General features: G+C 40.4%; 22 protein-coding genes and 1 pseudogene. 6 read left to right on the top strand and 17 right to left on the bottom strand.

The features are described 5' to 3' along the window. Position 1: 1 nt before the first annotated feature. The 3 genes from CFK37_RS09490 to CFK37_RS09480 form a co-directional block, all read right to left on the bottom strand. Positions 2 to 2,179 carry an acetate--CoA ligase family protein gene (locus tag CFK37_RS09490; RefSeq protein WP_089061631.1) on the bottom strand — a complete coding sequence of 726 codons (2,178 nt, stop codon included), beginning with the start codon at positions 2,177 to 2,179 and terminating at the stop codon, positions 2 to 4. A 336-nt stretch (positions 2,180 to 2,515) separates the two neighbouring features. Continuing rightward, on the bottom strand, positions 2,516 to 4,564 hold the full coding sequence (locus tag CFK37_RS09485) for a helix-turn-helix domain-containing protein (RefSeq protein ID WP_157724829.1): 2,049 nt from the start codon (positions 4,562 to 4,564) through the stop codon (positions 2,516 to 2,518). A 193-nt stretch (positions 4,565 to 4,757) separates the two neighbouring features. After that, positions 4,758 to 6,431 (bottom strand): amidohydrolase, encoded by a 1,674-nt coding sequence (locus tag CFK37_RS09480; protein WP_342746750.1) that lies wholly within the window; start codon positions 6,429 to 6,431, stop codon positions 4,758 to 4,760. Between the two features lie 472 nt (positions 6,432 to 6,903). On the opposite strand from CFK37_RS09480, the gene CFK37_RS09475 reads away from it, so the two are divergent. Continuing rightward, on the top strand, positions 6,904 to 7,461 hold the full coding sequence (locus CFK37_RS09475) for a DUF1697 domain-containing protein (RefSeq protein ID WP_089061629.1): 558 nt from the start codon (positions 6,904 to 6,906) through the stop codon (positions 7,459 to 7,461). Between the two features lie 189 nt (positions 7,462 to 7,650). Next, on the top strand, positions 7,651 to 8,118 hold the full coding sequence (locus tag CFK37_RS09470) for a DinB family protein (protein ID WP_089061628.1): 468 nt from the start codon (positions 7,651 to 7,653) through the stop codon (positions 8,116 to 8,118). Positions 8,119 to 8,304: 186 nt separating this feature from the next. On the opposite strand, the gene CFK37_RS09465 is transcribed toward CFK37_RS09470, so the two are convergent. The 4 genes from CFK37_RS09465 to CFK37_RS09450 all read right to left on the bottom strand — a co-directional run bounded on the left by CFK37_RS09465 (position 8,305) and on the right by CFK37_RS09450 (position 11,497). Beyond that, positions 8,305 to 9,276 (bottom strand): alpha/beta fold hydrolase, encoded by a 972-nt coding sequence (locus tag CFK37_RS09465; RefSeq protein ID WP_089061627.1) that lies wholly within the window; start codon positions 9,274 to 9,276, stop codon positions 8,305 to 8,307. Between the two features lie 245 nt (positions 9,277 to 9,521). Beyond that, entirely contained in the window at positions 9,522 to 10,160 is a 639-nt protein-coding gene (locus CFK37_RS09460; protein WP_089061626.1) for an HAD family hydrolase, read from the bottom strand. 91 nt (positions 10,161 to 10,251) lie between these two features. Continuing rightward, the gene (locus CFK37_RS09455) at positions 10,252 to 10,785 is read right to left on the bottom strand and encodes a hypothetical protein (protein WP_089061625.1); all 534 of its coding nucleotides are present in this window, start codon (positions 10,783 to 10,785) and stop codon (positions 10,252 to 10,254) included. Positions 10,786 to 10,807: 22 nt separating this feature from the next. Further along, entirely contained in the window at positions 10,808 to 11,497 is a 690-nt protein-coding gene (locus CFK37_RS09450; protein WP_425445381.1) for a CPBP family intramembrane glutamic endopeptidase, read from the bottom strand. 106 nt (positions 11,498 to 11,603) lie between these two features. On the opposite strand from CFK37_RS09450, the gene CFK37_RS09445 reads away from it, so the two are divergent. Then, the gene (locus tag CFK37_RS09445) at positions 11,604 to 12,329 is read left to right on the top strand and encodes a MerR family transcriptional regulator (RefSeq protein ID WP_089061623.1); all 726 of its coding nucleotides are present in this window, start codon (positions 11,604 to 11,606) and stop codon (positions 12,327 to 12,329) included. 288 nt (positions 12,330 to 12,617) lie between these two features. Here the strand turns inward: CFK37_RS09445 and CFK37_RS09440 are convergent, their stop codons facing one another. From CFK37_RS09440 to CFK37_RS09410, 7 genes and pseudogenes are all read right to left on the bottom strand, one after another. Next, positions 12,618 to 12,974, bottom strand: coding sequence for a DoxX family protein (locus CFK37_RS09440; protein WP_089061622.1), 357 nt, complete (start codon positions 12,972 to 12,974; stop codon positions 12,618 to 12,620). 260 nt (positions 12,975 to 13,234) lie between these two features. Continuing rightward, positions 13,235 to 13,984 (bottom strand): ABC transporter permease, encoded by a 750-nt coding sequence (locus tag CFK37_RS09435; RefSeq protein WP_089061621.1) that lies wholly within the window; start codon positions 13,982 to 13,984, stop codon positions 13,235 to 13,237. Further along, positions 13,985 to 14,694, bottom strand: a pseudogene (locus tag CFK37_RS09430) (ABC transporter ATP-binding protein). 265 nt (positions 14,695 to 14,959) lie between these two features. After that, a complete protein-coding gene (locus tag CFK37_RS09425) occupies positions 14,960 to 15,298 on the bottom strand; it encodes a DUF1048 domain-containing protein (RefSeq protein ID WP_089061620.1) in 339 nt (112 codons plus the stop codon). Position 15,299: 1 nt separating this feature from the next. After that, the gene (locus CFK37_RS09420) at positions 15,300 to 15,638 is read right to left on the bottom strand and encodes a PadR family transcriptional regulator (RefSeq protein ID WP_089061619.1); all 339 of its coding nucleotides are present in this window, start codon (positions 15,636 to 15,638) and stop codon (positions 15,300 to 15,302) included. A gap of 321 nt (positions 15,639 to 15,959) precedes the next feature. Beyond that, positions 15,960 to 16,268 (bottom strand): nucleotidyltransferase domain-containing protein, encoded by a 309-nt coding sequence (locus tag CFK37_RS09415; protein WP_245837350.1) that lies wholly within the window; start codon positions 16,266 to 16,268, stop codon positions 15,960 to 15,962. Continuing rightward, the gene (locus tag CFK37_RS09410) at positions 16,249 to 16,668 is read right to left on the bottom strand and encodes a nucleotidyltransferase substrate binding protein (protein WP_089061617.1); all 420 of its coding nucleotides are present in this window, start codon (positions 16,666 to 16,668) and stop codon (positions 16,249 to 16,251) included. Before CFK37_RS09410 ends, CFK37_RS09415 begins: the two co-directional genes overlap by 20 nt. Positions 16,669 to 17,059: 391 nt before the next feature. Between CFK37_RS09410 and CFK37_RS09405 the strand changes: the two genes are divergently transcribed. Both CFK37_RS09405 and CFK37_RS09400 read left to right on the top strand, forming a co-directional pair. After that, positions 17,060 to 17,587 carry a TetR/AcrR family transcriptional regulator gene (locus tag CFK37_RS09405; RefSeq protein WP_089061616.1) on the top strand — a complete coding sequence of 176 codons (528 nt, stop codon included), beginning with the start codon at positions 17,060 to 17,062 and terminating at the stop codon, positions 17,585 to 17,587. A gap of 111 nt (positions 17,588 to 17,698) precedes the next feature. Then, complete coding sequence (locus CFK37_RS09400; protein ID WP_089061615.1) at positions 17,699 to 18,832, top strand: MFS transporter; 1,134 nt, start codon at positions 17,699 to 17,701, stop codon at positions 18,830 to 18,832. A gap of 638 nt (positions 18,833 to 19,470) precedes the next feature. Here CFK37_RS09400 and CFK37_RS20700 read toward each other — a convergent pair. The 3 genes from CFK37_RS20700 to CFK37_RS09390 form a co-directional block, all read right to left on the bottom strand. Continuing rightward, the gene (locus tag CFK37_RS20700) at positions 19,471 to 19,557 is read right to left on the bottom strand and encodes a putative holin-like toxin (RefSeq protein ID WP_425445380.1); all 87 of its coding nucleotides are present in this window, start codon (positions 19,555 to 19,557) and stop codon (positions 19,471 to 19,473) included. A 217-nt stretch (positions 19,558 to 19,774) separates the two neighbouring features. After that, positions 19,775 to 20,353, bottom strand: a complete 579-nt coding sequence (cudC, locus tag CFK37_RS09395; protein WP_089061614.1) for a choline uptake/conversion transcriptional regulator CudC — start codon at positions 20,351 to 20,353, stop codon at positions 19,775 to 19,777. Between the two features lie 287 nt (positions 20,354 to 20,640). Then, positions 20,641 to 21,528, bottom strand: a complete 888-nt coding sequence (locus tag CFK37_RS09390) for a glycine betaine ABC transporter substrate-binding protein (protein ID WP_089061613.1) — start codon at positions 21,526 to 21,528, stop codon at positions 20,641 to 20,643. A 373-nt stretch (positions 21,529 to 21,901) separates the two neighbouring features. Between CFK37_RS09390 and betB the strand changes: the two genes are divergently transcribed. After that, positions 21,902 to 23,359 carry a betaine-aldehyde dehydrogenase gene (gene betB, locus CFK37_RS09385; protein WP_089063601.1) on the top strand — a complete coding sequence of 486 codons (1,458 nt, stop codon included), beginning with the start codon at positions 21,902 to 21,904 and terminating at the stop codon, positions 23,357 to 23,359. The last annotated feature ends 15 nt before the right edge of the window (positions 23,360 to 23,374 follow it).

The raw sequence follows: 23,374 nt of genomic DNA, 5'->3' as shown, positions 1-23,374 counted from the left end.
CCTATTTCCCTCCAGCTACAGATGATAGATTTTCTGTTTCCTTCACCGTCAGCATGGCATCCGCTGCAACTATTCCTTGTTCATAAACAATCAACGGATTAATGTCCAGCTCATTAATATCATGCTTATAATCCGAAGCAAGCGCCGAAACACGCATCAGCACATCAGCAATGGCATCGATGTCTGCTGCAGGCTTTCCTCGTATTCCACGCAACACCTGGTAACCTTTTGTTTCCGTTATCATATCGATTGCATCCTGTTTCGTAATCGGTGCAACCCGGAATGCAATATCTTCAAATACTTCTACAAACACGCCTCCCAAGCCAAACATGATAACCGGACCAAAGGTGGGATCATTGCTTACCCCGCAAATCACTTCCACACCCTGAGGCAGCATTTGCTGAACCGAAACGCCGTTTACCTTGGCATCAGGTTTATAATTTGCGGCATTTTCCAACACTTCCCTGTATGCTGTACGCACTGCTTGTTCGCCAGTTACATTCAGCTGAATGGCATTTGCATCTGATTTATGCGGGATATCCGGCGAATCAATCTTCAGGACCACCGGATAGCCGATTTCTTCTGCGCATTTAACCGCTTCCGTTTCCGTAATAGCAAGCTGTCGTTTGGTAATCGGAATACCATAAGACTCCAGCACTTCACTCGCTTCTGACTCGCTTAAGGTAGCACCTGGCCGCATCAATTTTGATACGTTGGTTTCCGTTTTTTTGCCCGGAAATTCATTTCCCTTTTCCTGTTTGGTTTGTCGGTAACGTTCACTGTAATCTACGAGCTTAGCCAAGGCACGAACCGGATTCAAATCCCCGGTAATAACCGGAATGCCATTCTTCTCAAGCTCATCCGTTCCAGCTGGGACCGCCATTCCTTCCAAAGGGAAAGTGGTGATAAATACAAGTTTATCTGTGCTGCTGCATATTTCTATAAACTCCTGTAAATACGGTGAATCGGCATCCCAGTTCATCGGAAATTCAGAAAACATAATGATATCCACATCTTTGTCTTCCACAAGCGCTTTAAGCGGCTCTATAAATAATTCAGGATTTGTAACAGCAGCTGCTGCCGTTAAATCGATTGGGTTGGCGGCACTCGCAAAAGAAGGAATTCTTTGTTCAATTTTCTGTCTCGTCTTTGTTTGAAGTTTATGAATATGAAGTCCATAAGCCTCACAGCGATCTGCTTCGTTAATACCCCGTCCCCCTGAACTTGTGATAATTACCGTATTTCGGCCTTTAGGAAGCTTTTTGGCTTGAAACAGCTTAGAGAACGAAATAATATCATCGTAATCTTCAGCCCGGACAATATTTGTTTGTTTAAAAAAGCCATCATAAATTTTATCCGAACCGGCTAGAGACCCTGTATGCGAAACAGCCGCCCTGCTTCCAGCTGAACTGCGACCCGACTTCATAATGACAATTGGCTTATTTACATCCAAAGCTTTTGTTGCCAAACGCCGTAAGCGATCTGGGTTTTTCTCCCCTTCCAAATACCCGCTGATCACACTTGTTTCAGGATCATCAATCATATATTCCACCAGGTCCGAGAAGCCTGTTTCCGCCTCATTGCCAACACTGACAAAATAATTAAATGTCAGACCTGCCTGGGCAGCGGCAATGTACGTTAAGACCCCGAATGCCCCGCTTTGTGTAATAAAGCCAACTTCCCGTTTATTCTTTAGCGGAAGTTCCGTCAATCCCGGTGAAAACGTACAAACCAGACCATTCACTGTATTTACCAGCCCGACACAGTTCGGCCCGAGCAATCGGATTCCATTGTCCTCCGCAATCTTGCGAAGTCTTTCCTGTTTTTCAAACCCCTTTTCCCCAACTTCAGAATAGCCGGAAGCAAATAGAATGATAGATTTGACCTTATTTTTTGCACAATCCATTAGGCATTCTTCTGCGTTGGCAGCGCTTACACAAAAGACCGCTAAATCTACCTGCTTCGGCACATCAGCCAATGAATGATAACAACGCAGCCCTTCAATCATATCTGCATTCGGATTAATGGGATAAATATCTCCTTGAAAACCGCCATCCAATAGTGCCTTTACCTGCAAATAACCAAGCTTATTTTTATTACTGGATGCACCCAGTATAGCTACTGTCTCGGGTTTAAGCATCGACCCAAGCACCCTGCTATCTTTAACGGCCACTTCCATCACCCCTTTTTAACTTTGGGAGTTATTATACGTTATCAACTAAATAAATTTTAAAAATAAATTCACTCTAAATACTTTAATTATCAGGGTGTGAAATTTTACACTTTACCTCGCTGAACCTGTGCTATTAATGGATTTACTAAACATGATTATGATTTTTACGTGAAAATAAACCGCGACAACGGCACAGATTAACCACGACAAAGGTTACAAATGACCATAAAAAAATCTTCATGCATTAGTTGCCATGAAGATAAGTGAACCATCTTTTCCACTCAGTTGAATAAAGCGAACATTTACTGAGTGCTTATTGTTAGTGAACAGAGGATAAATTTTTCACCCGTGAATCCAGGCTTCAATTTGTCTCATCACCTTTTGGGAAGGTATTTTTACTCCTCTTTCAATTGTACTGAGGTAGGAAGTAGATAATTCCAATTCTGTCGCTGCCTGCACCAGGGTCAATCCTAATTTTTTTCGAAAGGTTTTTAATTGGCTTCCGAGCTGATCGTACGGATCGATAGGTGTTAGCTTCTGTTGACCGAAAAATTTTCCGGATGTTGGTGAATTTCCCGCAATCAGCTGGTATTGTTCCTTGACAGCTTGCGGTGGATTAATGATAACCTTTGTATTTCTCCATAAACGGGACCAGCTGTTTTTGGCAGCAATGGACTCATCCCATTCCTCATATTCCCATGCTTTAATAAGGTTATCATCCTGCAGTTTGTCAAGGGCTTGCTCAAATCTGTCTCTCGTGCGTGATGGTGTTCGTGTGTTGATTTCCTTACCAATTGCACGCAACAAACTGCTTACCTTATGCGGTTTCAGATAATCCCCTTTCTTGGCCTGTGTTCTCCATCGCCAGCTTAAATACCGGATAAGTTTCTTTTCCCATTCCTCCTGGCGCGGATTATATTGCAGTGTCTTAATTGGAAGAAGTGCCGTTTGTCTTCCGGATCTAACCAGATATTTGGCAAATACTTCCCCAACCGTAAATTTCAGCTTTTTCTCCAGTGCCATTTCCCTGACATCACATTCCTTTCCTGCCTGATTGAAAAAGCGAAATGTACGTCCTTCAAGATTTACCTGTACAGGCTTTCTTTTTTCATAGACAACCGCCTTGGAAAAATTCACCCATAAACTTTGTACGATTGATAAGGACTTCAAAATTTGATCGACCTGCCCTTTTTCAAATCCGCCGCGTCTCCCATTTCCACTAAGCTTTGCTTTCAACCCGCGAATCATCAATAAATCCCGCAGTTTAATCTCAACCATATCATGCCGGTGTTCTGAATTAGCGAGAAAGAAACTGCAGAGCGCATCAATCACATCAACAGCTAACTCCGATATTTCATTGGTCAGTTCCCTTGATTTAGGATTTTCTACTTGATCATTCTTCTGTTCATGGCCAAATGGTACGATTTGGATGGTACCCTCAATTGTTTTCTTGCTGATATACGCTGTTGGCCAAGGGCTGTACACAGACTCTGCAAAACACTTATTAGATATTACTTCCCGGACGGATTGATAGGCAGCATTACTTAAAACCGTTAAATTATCTTGATCCGTCAGGGCAAGGGGGACATTCATTTTCAATGGGTATTTGCTCTGATCTGGAAAGTCGGTGCGGTTCACTTCTAGAAAAGTACCCATTTCACTAACGGAAACACGGTCCGCGTCAATGGAAGAAATAACTTGCTGGAACCATTGCTGGAGGTATTGTTCTGTGTTGCTAGTAAAATTACTGATAAAATCTGAGTCGATTTGCAGCTGCTTCGTTATATGATGATAGAACTGATTATTCAGGTCCGCATCTTTTAAGCCCTGTAATTCATTACGGCCCATTGTTCGTTCCATATCATCAAGCACCTGTTCCGTCAGGTTATATTTAAACCATCGGCAAAAATTATCCCAGGTTACATCTTCAGCCAAAAATGTACTGTTTCTTAACAGATTTTCCAGCTTTGTTATGGCAGTATCCAATAAATCTTTATTTTGAAATTGGGGATGACGTGATATGGAAGTGCTGATAAAAGTTGAATATTCCTTGAGAAAATAAGCAGCAAGTCTGACTGAAATCCGAAAAATCAAGTCGTCCCTTGCCGTCCGACGGAGTTTAAAAAATAACTTGCTGTTTTCCTGATACGTATCTTCCCAGACAAAAAACGTTTCCGCCTCTGTACTGCCGCCAAAAATTGGCATATCTTCCTTTTCACCCCGGAGTATATCATGCGCGAGGCTCTTTAAATGATTTCTGCTGTTCAGTCTCGTTTCACCGTCATACACACATAGTAAATGGAAGTTATTGATTTTACTTACAAGCTGATTCCTCAAGCCTATATTGTCACCAGACACCATCGCTTTATTTGCTCCATCAATAAAATTCAAGCTGAACTCCTCCAAATTTTTATAATATAACCTTAGACACACCATGAAACGTTTCATACGTTATATTTCTGCTTATGTCCTGCCTTGATCCGGCACTCCATTCTGCCAATGCATGGAAGACCAGCACCATGAAGATAACTGGTCATCCATTTTCATTACACTTCATTGTCTGCATGTGATGAAAAGAACAATGTTATTCCGTTACCACACCTTCTTTACGATAAACCATTTCCCCGTCAACAAACGTTCCCTGCACCTTGATATCCTTGATTTCCTTAGGATCCACCTTGGTCGGATCAGCTTCCAGCACAGCAAAATCCGCCCGTTTTCCAACCTCAATACTCCCCGCGTTTGCTTCGTCAAAATTTAAATATGCCCCGTATATCGTCATCGATTTTAATGCAGTCACCACATCAATCCGCTGTTCAGCTCCAAGAACTTCCCCTTCCCGGGTCAACCGATTCACAGCAGCCCAGACGGAGAACAGTGGCGAAATTGGGGTGATTGGGCAGTCAGAATGCAGGGTAAACAGCAAATTATGTTCCACTGCATCTGCCAATGGACTAATTCTACTTGCACGATCAGGCCCAAGAAATAGACGTTTATGCCTTTCTCCCCAATAATAGACATGGTTGATAAAAAAGGAACCTGCAACCCCTAAGTTGCCCATTTTCTCTATATCTTGCTTTGTTCCCGTTTGCACATGTTCAATCCGGTGCCTGTGATCTGCACGCGGTTCAGCGTCGAGTGCATGGGCATATCCATCAATGATAGAACCGATGGCACGGTCACCATTTCCGTGAATCGCTATGCGGAAACCACGTGTATGTAAATCCGCCAACTCTTCATTAAATGCCTTTTGGTCATGGAAAAGCTGTCCGCTTTTCTGTTTATCACAATAATAAGGCTCCCTGAGTGCGCTTGTTAATGCTTGGATGGATCCATCCTGAAATAACTTAGCACTATCCAGTTTCACCCGGCCATTTGACCGGTCGGACAGTTCCTGGTCCAGCTGCTTTGCCGTATAATCGCCAAACAAGCCGTTTTTTTGCAGCAGTTTATGCACAATCATTAATTGTGAACGCATTGGGTTTATCCCGCGTAATGAGGCTTCCATATGAACATCGATTTCTTTCTCAGCATCACCTGACATCCCCACCGCAGAATCCGTATTCATCGTGATGCCATGTGCCAAATAATCCTGTGCCGCTTCGTCAAACTGTTCCAGCAGATCCTCTTTTGTTGGCTCTGGGATCTTTTTAGTGAAACGTTCCATTGCTAAACTTTCAAAAATAACACCATTCAGCTGGCCATTATCATCCCGGCCAAAATAACCACCCTGTGAATCAGACACACTTTCATCAATTCCTGCTTTTTCAAATGCTAAGGAATTCGCAATCGCCGAATGCCCGGAAATGTGCGAAATGAAAATCGGATGATCCGGTGATACACTATCCAATTCTTCTTTCGTTATGTGACGAGCTTCCTCAAGCATCGTATCATCATAGCCGAATCCGTTTATCCACTCCCCTTTTTGCGTTCTTTCGCATCTTTTCTGCACAGAAGATAAAATGTCCGCGATATTCCGATTTGGAGGTGTACTGCAATTAAGGAAACTTTTCATCCTGGCATAGGCTGAGATGTGGTTATGTGTATCGATAAATCCGGGAATTAACGTTGCCCCATCCAAATCAATGACTTGTGTTTGCCCTGTTATGCTTACTTCGTTTTTTGGAGGCTCAGATTCCTGCCAGATCCCAGTAATGCGGCCATCCTTAACAGCCACAGAACCCGCCCTGTTATTGTCCTGATCAAGAGTCAATATTCCGCCATTTGTAATAACTAAATCTGCTTGTACCATGCTCATTCCATCACCCCAATTAATATGAATTAATAGTAACTTTTTACCTTTAAAAGCGTTTTCATATAACATTACAGCAACAATATTAAAATTGTCAATAATTTCGGAATAATACAGCGGGACATAGGGACAGGTTCCTTGTCCCGCCGGAACTCGGGCGAAAACCAAGCCAAGTCGGTCAACAACATGCTGAACTTGGGAGGTGGCAACTTCGACTCAGGAGACATAAAAGAAGGATTTATAAAAGTTAGAAAGAATTACTATTGTATCGAACGTATTCTAAATGGAAGGAATGATATTGAATAAATTCGGATTGTATAACTAGTTTACTGCTGAAGGCAAGCGTAATACTTTTGCAGAAATACCGGGAGCTTCAATAACGATGGTTAGATGACAGTCAGTTGTACGTTGTTGGCTTAGCTGATACTGCTTTATAGGATTAAAGTTAGATTACAAGCATTGTGAAAGAGGGAGATTCATGAATTATATCGCACTGTTGCGCGGTATTAACGTAGGTGGAAAGAATAGGGTCAAGATGGCCGAATTAAGGCACGCACTCGAACTGATGGGGCTTAATCGGGTACAAACTTATATTCATAGTGGTAATATCCTATTTGAATCCGATGAAGAAAAGGAACCGTTGCAGATACAAATTGAGAATAAAATAGAGGAGGAATTCGGATTTTCGGTCAGTGTTATTTTGAGAACGGATGAGGAATTAGAAAGGATTATCAGAAATTGTCCATTTCCGGAGAAAGCTTTATCTGAGGCAAAAGCATCAGCAGTCGGAGAAAGCCTTCACGTGGCTTTACTGCCTAAACTACCGTCGCAGGAGGAAATTGAACGATTAAGCAGTTACAAAAGTGAACAAGAAACATACCAAGTTGAAGGCAGGGATATTTACCTTTTATTTTATAATAGCATTCGAAATTCCAGGCTGGTGAATCGTCTTCAGAAATTAGGAGTTCCAGTGACAATTCGTAACTGGAAAACGTTAAATAAGCTCGCTGCAATGATAAAAACAAGAAAGGTTTGACTTTAGGGTTATATTCATAGAGGGGCCGGAATTGCAGTTCGGGGTGCGCATAAAGCACATGGAGTTCCGGGAGCAAGTCGTGACGGGGAATTTTGAGAAAAGTCCGCCTGCATGCGTGCTTCCCTGCCAAAGCCACGAAGTGCACTTAATTCTTAACCCAAATTATTGATAACAAAGGAGAGAATGAATTTGGCAATTTCAAAAGAAGAATTGATGGAGATATTGGAAGGAAATAGAAGGTTGACGATACGGGTGATTGAAGCCTTTCCAGCAGACAAGTTGTTCGATTATGCACCTGTTGAGCCGCTTCGGCCTTTTTCAGCGATGGTGAAGGAAATTTTGAATGTCGAAAGAGCCTTCATGCGGGGCATTGCGCAGGATGAATGGGAGTACAAAGATCAGTTCACAGACGTCTCCACTAAAGAAAATTTGCTTGAGTCCTGTGAACAGGTACGTGCCGAAACTCGTGGATTGTGGAAATCCGTAACAGAGGAAAGACTGGCCGAAGTGATGGACGATCCCTTTTTCAATGCTCCGCCACAAAGCCACTTTGAACGACTTCAATACTCCCTGGAAAATGAAATCCACCATCGTGGACAGGGTTATATATATTTGCGAATGCTGGGCATTGAACCACCCGCGTTTTATATCAGATAATGGATGGGACATAGGGACAGGTTCCTTGTCCCGCCGGAACTCAGGCGAAAGTCAAGCCAACTCGGGAGACAGCCGTTTCTCTCCCGACTTGGACTTGCTCTCTTCCAAGTTCCATCTGTTTTCTCCCGAGTTCCGCATTCCCCCGCCCGAGTTCAATCTGACAAGCGACCAGTAGCCTGAACAAAATCAATGATTCTTCATTTCCACATTATTTATTTTTAATAATGCATCAAAAAACAAATCGGGCTGGTCCATCATCGCCATATGTCCGGCATCAGGAATGATAGATATTTCTTTATTTGGCGCATCTATCTTTTCAAAGTATTTCTGGGCAATAGTATAGGGAACCTGCCAGTCATTTTCGCCTAGAATATAGTAGATTGGCACTTTGTATCCTGCCAGTTCGTTGTCTAAATTAAAATCCCCTAAAAAGTTAAAGATCTCCTTGTTTGCTTTAAACATTTTCATAAATGCAATAAGATCCGAAAACTTAAAAATCGGGCTTTTGAATACAGTTTTCCAAAATGATAAGTCTATCTTTGCACTTAAATTATATTTCCCCTGCAGCTTTCTAATCCTGCTTATTTTATGTGAAAATTCTTTGTTAAAAACAATTTTCTCGCCAGGGTATTCACCAATTGATTCAAGCTGTTTAATAGACTTTTTGTCGCCTTCCTGCTCCATTAACTGTTTCACTTTGTTATAGCCAACCCGCTCATTTTCAAGCATATTGACAACCTGACCTACTCCTATATAATAAGCTACTTCCTCAGGATACTTTTTAATAAAGACAGAACCCAAAACACTCCCCCATGAATGACCGAGCAAAACAACCTTATTCTTGTTATATTTTTTCTTCAGGTAGCGAATAATTTCAAACAAATCCTGCAGCATCAAATCCATTGTCGGCAGTGCGTTAAGATTTTTCATCAGTGTTTTTCCAGCACCGCGCTGATCCCAATGAATAACGGTATAGATTTCTTCCCATTTTTCCTGGAATGCTTGTGTAAATAGGGATTCAACAGAGCCCGGTCCTCCATGTAAGAAAAGCAGAACCGGGTTATCATCGCTGGTCCCGCGGTGAAACAGAAATTGTTTGATGCCATTAATAGATACATATTCTTCAAGATTAATGAACCTGCCTGATTTATTTTTCATCATCATCCCCACTTTTTAACTTTCTTGTAGTCTTATTTTAACTTAATTGAGGATTTTTGAATCAGCCTTGGGTATGATTTGTTCTAGATTTCAAGACGCTTTCGTGTTGGTAATAGCTCAGGTCTAGTCGGATTCAGGGTTTGCATTCACCTTGATATATCCCTTTCAACGGATTCCTTCATTCTGAGCACCTCCACTAGCGATTCATTTCCCTATTAAATAATCCGTAAATTATCACGTGTCACTTATCCCCTCGTAAGTGACTGTGTGAATTCATCTACTCTACTATACATTTTATCTGGTTTAACACTAAACGCTGGTGTCTGGTAATTTGGTAACCACTGCACTCCTACCGTGTGAACGTTAGCTTGTTTACCAGCCAAAATATCAGCGTTGCTATCCCCTAGAAAAACAGTTTCAGAGTTTTTTACGCCAAGTTTTTCCAATGCCTTATTTACGCCCTCGGGATGGGGCTTTGGATTGTTGACATCATCCCCCGTAATAATGACGTCAAACAAATCGTTCATATTAAGGTGTTTTAAGGAAATGAGTAAACTTCTTTTTGCTTTCCCTGTTACTATCCCTAATTTATAACCCTCACTTTTTAAAAACCGTAGCAAACTGTTTATTTCCTTATTATCACGTACAAGCTCACGATGTCGTTCATTATATTTCTCATAATATAATTCTATTGCTTTATCATGGTTAGAATTCATAAGGTTTTCTTTAATAATTCCAGTCTCAGATGGACCGAACATAGCCTTTACTTCATCTGTAGTAACATTAATATTGTCAAATTCTTTAAATACAGTTTGAAATGCATAAAAACAAACTGGCAACGTATCAGCAAGAGTACCATCAAAATCAAAAATGATTGCTTTCATGAAATTACACATCCTTTAACAAAAAGTTTATTATACTTTTCTTAAAGTGTAGAAAAGCATCCATGGGTGAACTGCCCTATTAAACAGAAAGTCACCCCTTCTTAGGCCAAACAAAATTACTAATGGCAACTACAAAATCAATGCCTAACACAAGTGTCCATAATTTTAAAAATCCTGTCAACACTTCCGTTCGCGATGAATCATTAATGAAATAGATCAGGCCGAATAAAATTCCTGCACCTATTAAATAAGCGATTACATGTTGACCCCAGCTTTTAAAATAGTGTTTCGCATAATCGAGACCGTATCTTTTAACTGGTTTCGGTCCCTGTTTCATCACATAATATTGAAAACGTCTATCAGCCCAGGCAATCATACTCTTACCGAATGCAACAGAAACCCCAATATAAACAGCAGCAATTGCATGCACTTTAGTTGCGGTGGCACCACGGTATAAATCAATACTAGTAGCCACCAGCAGAATAAAATCAATAACTGGTGTTAAGGCCAATAGGAAAAGACCTACCCTCTTTAATTTAAAAATATAACGTGTAATGAATCCTGCCAAAATTAACACCCAAAATCCAATTTCACTTATAACAATCATCCAAGCAAGAAAATTCATAGTAACACTTCCTATCATATCCTTATGCCAAACCTGTCATCAATACCATCGTTCCATTAGTTAAACCGTGAATCATTACGGAAGGCCAAATCGAATTAGTTCGTTCATATGCCAAAGCAAAAATGATCCCACTAAAGAAATTTACAGGCATCACATTATAAGTTGGAATGTGAGCAATGGTAAAGATTAACGAGCTTAATAAAATTGCTCCAATTAAACCAATGCGTGTGCGCAACCAGCGATATAAAAACCCGCGATAAAATAGTTCCTCATATATTGGCGAGATAACTGCTGCGGATAGAAAAGCAATTAAAAACGCGAAAAAAGTTACGTTTTGCTGCATTGCCTCTGTTTTGCTGTTCTCCCACGTATTTTCTATAAAACTAGTAAGCACCACTATTATTACTGCACCAACTAATAAGAAGATACTATATAAGACAATAAGTTTCCAATCCTTCACGGGAAATGATTTTGCTCCTACCTCACTCCAAGAAAGACCTTTGGGACGCAGAGCAATTAAATATACACCTAAAATAAGAATAACTGCGATTGTTAACCCCATTAATGTTCCAGCATATAGATCATTATCAAGCCACTGAGAATAAAATGGTTGAACAACAAATTTAATAAGCCCAATTACAAACACAAATTCTAGCAACATTAAACATATGAATTCTTTCAGCCCCCAATGGTCGTGCTCTTTCCAGCTCATCTTTTTTATTTCCACTCGTTATCCCATCCCTCTTCTTATATGGTATAATCCAACTATACTGGGTTACGTAACGTTACCATCAAGCTTTTTTTCGAGGAGGAATTAAATGAGTCAATGGACGACAGGGGAAGTGTCTAAACAAAGGAATATATCCATTCGCACACTTCGTTATTATGATCAGATTAATCTGCTTACTCCAAGTTTTAAGGCTGCTAACGGAAAGCGATATTATTCAGAGGACGATTTATTTCAATTGGAAAAAATTATCATTCTGAAATCCCTTTCACTTCCACTGGAAAATATTCGGGATATATTAGAAAGATTATCCTATAAACAAATTCTAATATCACACTACAATTACCTGCAGGATCAGCTCTCGGAACTTCAAACAAACATTTCTAATACGACTTCGTTAATCAATATGATTAATTTAGAAGGGTCTTTATCTTGGAAACATGTCTCCGAAGTCGTGCAAAATTCACAAAGTAACTCAAAAAAATGGCTGGACTATTTCGAGGATGATGAACAGATCATGTTGCAAAAGATCCTTCCAAACCTCAGTAACAATGATGAGACAACACAACAATATATGTCATTGCTGCGACGAGTTGAATGGTGTATCAAAAACAATATTAGACCAGAATCAGAAGAAGGTTTTCAAATTGCTTCCAAACTAGCGGAACTATCGGATAATACTTTTCAAGGGGATACAACGTTAGTAGAGAAATTCTGGGAAATTAGGAAGCTGCCTGCTGAGGAAACTGGACTATATCCGATTTCGGAAGAGGTATTGGAGTTCGTGGAACGTTGTACTGCCTATGTAATGGACTAAGGTCATGTATATAACTAGTAGCCTCTTAGACAACTTCTAGAACGGATTAAAGACGAGGGGAGATAGACCGCTAGGAACAGCCCACCATTGTTCAATTCTTGCGCCTGATTAATGAAAATATAATGAATAGACATCAATTAGAAAATCTTGGCTTGTCGCCAAGAACTAATGGCGAAAGCCTTAGAATTTTTATACTTTATACCGATAAAGATTTATACTTTTCTTAAAGTGTAAAATCACCTACTTTTTGCCGTTTAAGTAGGTGATGTCTGCTTCCTTATGAAAAGTTTATTTACGCATGGTTTCAATAAAATTAAGCGTATTTAAACCGAACAATTTTAATGCCTTTTTTGAGCCAGCCACGCCATGTCCGGCTTCAAGGTGTTTAAAAATGGCGCCGCCAAGAACAATATTGATCATTAACGCACCAATTCTTGCAAATTTTTTCCCTGATTTGGCTATTATTGATATAAATAAAAATATGGAGCCGATCAATTCAAGGAGGCCTGCAAACTTCATTGCCCTTCTGGATAATTTAAACCCTTCTTTAAATTGCGTTGCAGTCTGGTCATCACCTTGCACCTTTGGCAGGCTGCTTTGAAAAAGGGTTTTTGCGACATAACCATTGGAAAAATGTTGTAACATGTCTATTCACTCCTGAGTCTATTGTGTATTTTTCAAACGTTTTTCCACGTTTAATGATAGTGATAAAAAACATTAACATCGTATATCATATCAAAATCATCTGCAACATCCAAAGGTATTGTTTGCAAAGTCAATTCCTAAAATCAACGTCGGCTACAAAGACTTATCAAATAGCTTTCTCTTGTTTCGGACTTACACAATCCGGTAAATATATTGTGGACTAGACATCCACCTAGAAAATCAACATGATATACTTACACTTACCCTAACCGGCGTTTAAATTCCCTACTTGCAAAGAAGTAAGCGATGACCATGATGACAATGCACCAGGCAAGCGCGCTCCAGATACCGTTGCCAACAGACCCTTCATACAAGAGGGCACGAATTGCATTCACGGTTGAAGTTACGGGCTGGTTTTCAGCGAACACACGGACAATTTTAGGCATGGTTTCTGTGGGAACAAAAGCTGAACTGATGAACGGAAGAAAAATCAGTGGGTACGAGTAGGCAGTCGCTCCCTCCATAGAGCCCGCTCTCAATCCGGGAATCACCGCCAGCCATGTCAGCGCCAGCGTAAACAGCCCTAGTATCCCAGCTACAACGAGCCACTCCAAAATATCAGCGTTGGAGCGGAATCCCATCAAGAGCGCAACGAGGATAACCATCAGAACAGTAAGCGCATTGGAAACAAGCGAGGTTAATACATGGGCCCACAATATGGATGAGCGTTTGATGGGCATGGTAATGAAACGCGCCATCAGCCCACTTTTTACATCTGTAAACAGCCGCAAGGAAGTATAAGCGACTCCGGATGCGATAGCCATCAGCAAGATTCCCGGCAATAAATAATTGACGTAGTTGTCCGTTCCTGTCTCTATCGCGCCGCCAAATACGTAGACAAACAACAGCATCATCATAATTGGCGTAATCGCCACTGTGATAATCGTATCTGGGCTACGCATGATATTGCGCATTAAACGCCCTAGTAATACACCTGTTTTACTTTTCATTTACATCTCCTCCTTTTGGCCAATAATCGCGAGGAAAATTTCCTCTAATGTCGGCTGCTTCTCGATGTACTCCACTTTCGCTGGCGGGAACATCTCCTTGAGTTCGGTAAGGGTACCGGTCGTGATGATTTTTCCACCATGCAGAATGGCAATGCGGTCTGCCAGTTGTTCGGCTTCCTCTAAGTACTGGGTCGTCAGCAAGATGGTCGTGCCACCACCGGCAAGCTCTTTGATGGTATCCCAGACTTCAATCCGCGCTTCGGGATCAAGCCCTGTTGTCAGTTCGTCGAGAAAAATAATTTCTGGATTCCCGATTAGACTCATGGCGATGTCAAGCCGACGCTTCATCCCGCCGGAATACTGGCTGGCACGCTGATTGGCCGCATAAGTCAGGCTTAATCTTGCAAGCAAATCATCGGCAACTTGAGCGGAATTGGAAACTCCCCGCAACTTGGCAATCATCATCAGGTTTTCCCGTCCGGTAAGCATACCGTCTAAAGCTGCGAACTGTCCGGTCAGGCTGATATTCTGGCGAACGTGACCAGGTTGCAGCTGGGCGTCCTGTTAACCGTCGTCGTCTTACCCGCTCCGTTTGAGCCTAGCAGTGCAAAGATTTCGCTACGTCGCACCTCCAAATCCAGCCCTTTTAAAACTTCCATGTCTTTAAAAGACTTTTTTAACCCTTTTACAGAAATCGCTGTATTACTCATATTTTTTCCTCCTTATTAGAATAGCGCCGGGTGGACAATATTCCGTGACCCGGCTAGTATTTTATTTGATTTAACCCGTATTTTACGATCTTGGCTTGTATTCTGATGCCTGCGAACTGATTTTGCCGCAAGTTTCACTACTTAGTATAACTGGTAATCTGTATAACCTAATACTGAGGTAAAAATAGAACTGAATAGTAAAGGTGGCATTTCTCATTTATAACCAGCTATTCAGTCAGTACGTCCTATTGAATTTATTTTTCTTTTACCCACGGCCAATGGTATCGTTCAACTTCGTACGATATTTATCTCTCCAATTTTTCTCGTCCTTCACTAGTTCATCGCAGAAAGCTGCCACGTCCTCTCCCGTAAGGTCAGTAACTTTCTTGCCTTCCGCTGCACCTGCCTCGAAAAGTTCGAGAATGCCACCGAAGATACGGCTGATGTCCTTCCAGTCGGTGGGACCACCAGACGTCCAGATATACTTTTTGATAGCCTCATACGCGTTGCGGTACTCACTTGGAAGTGCCTTTGCACGGGCCTCCATCGACTTCCATTCCCGTTTGTCATCCATATTTCCGATGATTTTTTCAAAAATACTCATATTATCTCTCCTTATGATTTATTTTAGTTTTGAGTTCGTTCATTCTGCTCGAGACAAATTCCCATTTCTCCCAAAACGCTTCAAGATGCGCTTGACCTGCTGCGTTGAGTGTGTAAAATTTTCTCGGTGGTCCCATCGTAGAGCGTTTTTTCTCAGTGTCCACTAGATTGTGTTTTTCAAGCCGCATGGTGATCGTGTAAACTGTACCTTCAACCACATCAGTGAAGCCAAGATCCCGCAGCTGTTGCGTGATTTCATAGCCATACGTTTCGCCGCGGCTGATGATCTCAAGAACACAACCCTCAAGCACCCCTTTCAGCATTTCTGTGTTTTTTTCCATTTTTCCCTCACCTGTATTTCACTATTTTTGGTATTAAGTATTACTAATTACCAGTATATAGTATTACATAATAGCATTACTTGTCAAGATTTAATTTTATCAATAAACCAGTCATTAAGAATTTTGTAGGTGTTTTCATCAATTTGATAGTCCGAATTAGAAAATGAGGCATGGGTCATTTTTATTCCAATGATGTGGCCTAAGCGTATAAAAATAAGCACCTCGCTTTCTTTGCAGGGTGCTTCATCTACTAATAAATTTTCTTAGCGTCCAAAGGCAAATATCTAATATGTTTCATGTTTTGATCGGTACCGATTATTACTATTCTTCTGAATATAGCACCTTTCCGTTTTTTATAATCTCATCTTTCAATTCTTCAGAAGCATCTTCAAATTTTATCAAATCCAACAATAGTAATGTATCCAGCTCTTCTTCCAGGGTAAACGTTAATTCCGTCCATTTCCTCTTTGTCATGCCAGGGGCAAAGAAGGCTAAGTCGATATCAGACTTTTCTTTGTTATCCCCCACAGCTCTCGAACCAAACAGAACAATTTTGTTTACTGTGTATATGCTTTGGCCAATGCTGCATAATTGTTCCTTAAGCCTTTGTTCAATCATTGGACGACTCATTCCTGTCACCTTGAAACCTTTCGTTTAATTGTTTAAAGGTACGTTTCATTTTTGGAAAGTAATCAACGATATTTTCATAAATTTGTCTTGCTTTATTTTCATCATACACATAAGAAGTTTCATTTCGATCACGGAGCATTTGCAACCAGGCATGTTCATCTTGAAGCCAATCTATTGCGTATGCTTGCTTTAACGTTTCTTTAGGAGTTTTTGCCTCGATACCTTCTTCTTCAAGCAATCGTTTTATTGTTTTCCAAAAAAGTTCAAATGTAAACTCAAAACGTTGTATCGTTCCATCAATATACAAACTATTCATATCATCTTCATCTAAAGCTTCTTCTAGCCTTGCTAGTGCTTTCTCTAAATTAGCTAAACTTTGCATTGCCTTTCTTCTAGACATGAATAATCCTCCTCCACAAATAGAAATAGACAATTCCTATTATCAAAATTATTTTACTATATGTCAGGCTGTATGGGCAAGCTTGTGATAATTAGTTTTTTTCAAAATCAAAATGGACTTCACTATACACGCATGATTCCCCTCAGAATGGGCCTTTTTATTAGAAAAGCGTAAGCGACCGTTTAGAAGCAGACGCATAAGCAAGGGACCGTAGAACGCATGGGTTTTGCGTTCGTAGTGTCCATTGCTTATGACGGCAGCTTCTAACGGGGCGCTGGAGCTAGACAGATTTTAATTTATACTTTCTGATCTTATAAAAAAGTGTGTTGACATCATTGCAAAAAGTATGTTTAAAATATAGTGACCGTTCTATATAAAAAGGAGTGCTTTTATGAGCAAAAAAAAACAAGATGTCATGGAACGTGCGGAGCAGTTATTTTATGACCATGGTTTTCACGCTGTTGGTTTAAAACGAATCGTCAAAGAAGCAAATGTTGCGCTTATGACGTTATATAATCATTTTGATTCGAAAGAAGACTTGATTCTAGAAGTACTTAAAAGACGAGATGAAAAGTATTTTTCTATTTTGAAATCATCCGTTAGAAATTCCAAAGACTCCATTGTATGGTCCTTGGCGGAAGCCCACCTTGATTGGATTCGAAAACATGACACGAACGGATGCATGTTTTTACGGGCTAAAGAAGAGTTTTCTTCCAATGATAATTATGAGATTGTCCAATACGTAAATGCGCATAAAAGATCATTATTGGCTTTTTTTGAAGAACTTGGCTTCAACCATAGTGAGGCCGCACAATTGGTGTTGGTGTTTGAAGGTGCCACTGCTTTATCGGAAACCCTGAATGTAGATGACGTGGCTATGGCATTTAGGAATTCCATAAAGTCTATGGGATTCCACTAAAAGTCGAATAGGACACTAGTAAGAAGGAAAAATCTTGGGCGGTCTCTACTTGGAGATTTTTCTTTTTACCGGGAGTAGATTGACCGTTCTATATATTAAGAGGTGTTGTTAATGGATCCAAAAAAGTTAATCATGGCTGGTTTACCGATGATTGCGGTAACTTATGGGTTTGCAAGGTTTAGTTATGGATTAGTTCTCCCTTATTTACGTGAGTCGCTGGATATCAATCCATCTGTGGCAGGAATAATTTCTTCGTTATCGTATTTGGCATATTGTATTGCGATTATCCTTGCGATGTTGTATATGAAGAAAGTTGGTTCCCGGATGCTGATTTTAATCGCGGGGATCACAGCAGCTATGGGAATGAGCATCATATCCATAGCAGGTGGCGCAATAACGCTTGGCATTGGTATCTGGATTGCTGGCCTAAGTACGGGGCTGTCCTCTCCCCCTTATGCAGAGGTGATAAAAGAATGGGTGGATCAAGATCAGCGTTCCCAAGCGAATACATGGATCAATGCAGGTACTAGTTTGGGAACTGCCTTAACAGGAGTAATGGTTATCTTTTTGGCTGACAATTGGAGACTGACGTACCTTCTGTTTACACTCCTAGCGATTATAATATGGATCGTTAATTATAAGATCATTCCTAAGACAAAGGATACGAACAAAATTCGCCAGACCCAAGCATTTCATGTGACAAAAAGGGAGCTTGTTGCTGCATACCCCTTAATTTTATCTTCTCTAGTTTTAGGGATTTCGAGTGCGGCTTATTGGACATTTTCAAGAGATTTGTTGTTTCAAATCGAGACTATTCCTGAGGCACTCATCCAACTATTTTGGATCATCATTGGCTTAGCAGGAGTATTAGGGGGATTCGCCGGATATTTTAGCTCGCGAATTGGATTATTACCATCCTACCGAATAAGCGTACTATTACTGGGGGCTTCTTCCTTATTATTGGGCTTGTTTACAAACGTCCTCTCCGTTGTCATATCAGCGATTGCGTTTGGAAGTTCGTATATATTCATGACAGGCGTCCTGATCATCTGGGGCATCAATAGCTTTAAAACAAATTCCTCCTTTGGTCTGGGTTTACCATTTTTACTATTAGCTTTGGGACAGGTGTTTGGCTCATTAATTGGAGGAGTGGTTTCGGAAGGTATAGGGTATGAAAACATGTTTATCGTATTTGCTATGACCGGTTTTATTGCTTTGATTTTTAAACCGGAAAAGGGAGTTTAGAGTTTTCTTTAAATCCAGGACCGTTTAGGAATGGCGCTCTTTAATTGAACCCCCTGCTAAAATGTGTAAATGTGTACAAACATTGATTTCGTGGTATACTTAACATGGAAAGAAAATAGGTGCATACACTAATAAAGACCGCCCATTTTCAACATGGAGCGGTCGCAATAGACTGAACCCCGATAAGAGGGGCTGGCAGCTTAGGAAAATAATCCCTCACGTACCGTCTAAAGCGCATGAGGGATTATTTTTTTATGGTTCTATACTTTTAACGAAGAAAGGTATTTCCATTTGTGTTGATGATCAAAAGCAATCGACTTCGTAAGGTTGTTCCAGATTACCTATGCTGCTTTAAAGCTTTGGTGTATTTACAAATGAAGATTTAGCTGTATGTGAAACAAGCTGTCATTGAAAAATAATGAGATCAATAAAGGAACACAGGGGAAAAATAATTAAACTGTGTACAAACATTGATTTAGTGGTATACTTAACATAGAAAGATAATAAGTGCATACACTAATAAAGACCGCCCATGCTTCTACATGGAGCGGTCGCAATAGACCGAACCCCAACAAGAGGGGCTAGGCAGCTTAAGGCAAAAATAATCCCTCAGCGCCTGCGAAAACGCTTATGAGGGGTTATTTTTTGCGGTTATTATCAGAAACGATAAACGCTATTAACATCCCGAAAGATATCATTAGCGTTAGCGCACTAACAACGTCCATAGGCTACACCCCTTCCCCGGGAAGTCTCCCAAACCGAAGACTACCGACGAGCAACAGTGCTGCCAAACCCCTCATGCGAAGCCAGTCTATTGTATTCTATTATAACATAATAATCTAAATTGTTGAGCAAATAAAAAGAGAACCCCCCCTATCAATATTTAGAGTTCTCCTTAGCTTATACTCTAACTTTCCGAAAGACTTAAGCCTCTTTTGATAACTAATCCCGTTCACCCGCATCTTCCACAGGTATATAATTATAAATTTCGCCAGATTTAGTAAGTTTGGTCAGCTTTTCCAGCCAATGATAATAGACCATGGCATCATCGAGCTGCTGATAATGCAACTGAGCCCTTTCTCGTAATGCTTCATCTATTTCACTGTTTTCGATTACATCATTTAGTTGCTCCTGGGCCTTCCGAATACTGACCAAAAACATGCTCACTTCACGTTCCCATTTCATACCAAAAAACTGAGTGAAATAATTGAAGAAGTTTTTTTCGGCCATGAAAGAATCTTTTCTTGAGCCTTTCTGCCATACCTTTTGAACGATATTGATTTCTTGAAGCTTTCTAACAGATGTACTCATGCTTGGTTTACTCATCCCCAGTGCTTCTTTCATTTCATCCAGGGTAATAGGTTGATGTTTAAAATACATTGTTGCATACAGACGTCCCACTGAAGGAGTAACACCATAAAGGTCCATCGTTTCTGAAATCGTATTAACCATCATATTTTCGGCTTGGTCGATTTTTTCTTTCGCTTTCTCATTACTAAAATTGTTCCGATTTCCTTCCATTGTGGCACCTCTTTTTTACTGATTAGAAATTCTTAGGCACCCGCCCCGATTATAGCTAGTGCCGCAGTTTCCCTGTTAAGGTCTTTCTTCAATTACAAATTCCAATGTAAAGTTAATGTGTTCATTCTGTTAAATTGATTCATAATAAATTAAACGTTTCTTCTATCTTATAATGAACATTACGAAGATGCAACATACGTTAAGTGATAGGATCTCTAAAAATAGCAGCCAAAAATAGCAGAAAAAGAGACGATTCTCTCACCGAGTACCGTCTCTTTTCCTAACCGTTACTTCATCCATTTGTCAACTACATCTTGGTTTTCTTCCACCCATTTTTGTGCGCCTTTAAGCGGTTTGTCTTGATTATCCTTAATATCCAGCATTAATTCACCAAGCTGCTTATCGCTTAATTTAAAGTTTTTCAGCCATTTACTAACCTTTTCATGGTCAGAGTCGAATTCAGCACGGGTTGCCATATAAATTTTTTCTACTTCACCAAAGGTTTTTTTCGGATCATCCAAGAACTTTAGGTCAACTTCAGAGAAGATATAATGCGGTTTCCATAGCGGTGCGACAATCGGTTCTTTTTGTTCTACCGCATCCTTGATAGATGTAATCATTGCTGCTGTACTGCTCGCTACTAATTTATAATCAAGACCGTATTCCTTAATGACGTCTTGCGCTACCATCATTGTTCCTGCACCAGACTCAAAGCCTATTATTTCGCCGTTGAATTTATCTTTGTTTTTATTTAAATCCTCAATGCTGTTTATATCTTCCATATACGTTGGAACGGCCAAGCCAACTTTACCATGTTCATACCACGGATCTTCGAAAAAATCAGCTTCGTCTTTATACTTCTCATAGTAACTCTTATCCTGCACTGGCAGCCAAATTTCCGGTGCCACATCTAAATCTCCTGAAGCTAAGGCGGACATTTGAGGACCCATTTCCAGTAATTCTAACTCCACATTGTACCCTTTATCTTCCAAAATAGCCTTCCACAAATTTGTTACTGCAATGTTTTCCGGCCAATTTATCTGTCCAATTGAGATTGTTCCTTTGCTATCACCCGATTCGTCAGATGCACTATCAGAACTAGTTGAACCGCAAGCTGCTAGTCCAAAAAGTATGATTGTAAATAAAATTAATTGACTTATTTTGCGAAAATTCATTGATTGTCAAACCCTTTCTGATTTATATTTTGCAACTATCTAGTAAAACATTCACGTTTGCCGATTGTGCTCTCAAATCTGCTAATCTACTTACGCCCCCTCTATTAAATAAAATAAATTCATTTAATTTTTTCTAAATGTTTTTACTCTACCTAATAGGTTAACGAACTATTTTGATTTGTCAAATCTAGAAAGTTCATTCGTGTTGCCTCCTTGTTGTCTTACCAGGGATAAAACAAATTCGTATTGTATCAGCGTTTGACAAGTAAATAACAGTACTGTTAGGATAATTGTATTAACAATGTTTAATTTTTATTTAACAAATTTAACGATATAATAATTGTAAAGGAGTGATGATTTGAACTTACAAAGAATGTATATAAATGGTGAGTGGGTGGATGCAAAATCCAACGAAACACGGGATATCATTAACCCATATAATCAAGAAGTAATTGCAACTGCTGCAGAAGGAAATGAAGAAGATACACGAGCAGCCATTCAAGCAGCAAGGGTGGCATTTGATGAAGGAAGATTTAGCACATTGCCTGCCAGTGAACGTGGTGAGTTCGTTTACAAAATAGGTACGTTGATCCTCCGAGATTTGGAGGAACTTGCTGAACTGGAGACATTGGATACAGGTAAAACAGTTGAAGAAAGCCGTGCGGATATGGCCGACATCGCTAATGTTTTCTTTTACTTCGGTGGTTTAGCGGATAAAAATGGCGGTGAAGTCATTGCCTCACCAATACCAAACAGTGAAAGTAAGGTGGTTCGCGAGCCTGTTGGTGTCTGTGGTCAAATCACACCATGGAACTATCCATTATTACAAGCCGCATGGAAAATTGCACCGGCTTTGGCAGCAGGTAACACCATTGTCATGAAACCGAGTGAGATCACACCATTAACAACCGTTAAAGTCTTTGAACTAATCGAAGAGGTCGGCATACCAAAGGGTGTAGCCAACTTAGTACTCGGTTCCGGTGCATCTGTTGGTGCAGAACTATCTGTTAATGATGACGTTGATTTAATCTCATTCACTGGTGGCATTGAAACCGGAAAAACAATCATGCAGGCAGCTAGTCATAATGTGAAGAAAATCGCACTTGAGCTCGGTGGAAAAAATCCGAATATCGTTTTTGCCGATGCTGACTTTGAAACAGCGGTTGATCAGGCGTTAAATGCTGTATTTTTCCATGCAGGCCAAGTATGTTCTGCTGGAGCCAGGCTTTTAATTGAGGAAAGCATTCATGATGAATTTGTGGAGGCACTCATTGAACGAACAAAACAAATCAAATTGGGCAATGGTTTTGATGAAAACACACAAAGTGGTCCAATGATTTCAGCAGAACACCGTGCAAAAGTGGAAAAGTATGTGGAAATAGGCAAAAAAGAAGGAGCCAAACTAGCAGTTGGCGGAAAGCGCCCGGATGATCCTGAACTGCAAAACGGCTTTTTCTATTTACCTACCATATTTACAAACTGTACAAGTGACATGCGCATCGTTCAGGAAGAGGTATTCGGTCCGGTATTGACAGTAGAAACGTTCAAGACCAAAGAGGAAGCTGTCAAATTAGCGAACGACACGATCTATGGGTTGGCTGGAGCCGTCTGGACGCAAGATTTGGATAAGGCAGAATTTGTCGCGGCACGCTTGCGAATGGGTACCGTTTGGATCAATGACTTCCATCCTTACTTTGCACAAGCACCGTGGGGCGGCTATAAGCAATCAGGTATTGGCCGTGAGCTTGGCCGTGAAGGTATGGAGGAATATACCGAAGTGAAACATATTTATCGCAACAAACAACCTGAACCTGTTAACTGGTTTAACTAATTTTAATGTAACACG

This window comes from Virgibacillus phasianinus, from assembly GCF_002216775.1.
GTDB classification, from domain to species: Bacteria; Bacillota; Bacilli; order Bacillales; family Amphibacillaceae; genus Virgibacillus_F; species Virgibacillus_F phasianinus.
This window is presented reverse-complemented; position numbering and strand designations above follow the sequence as displayed.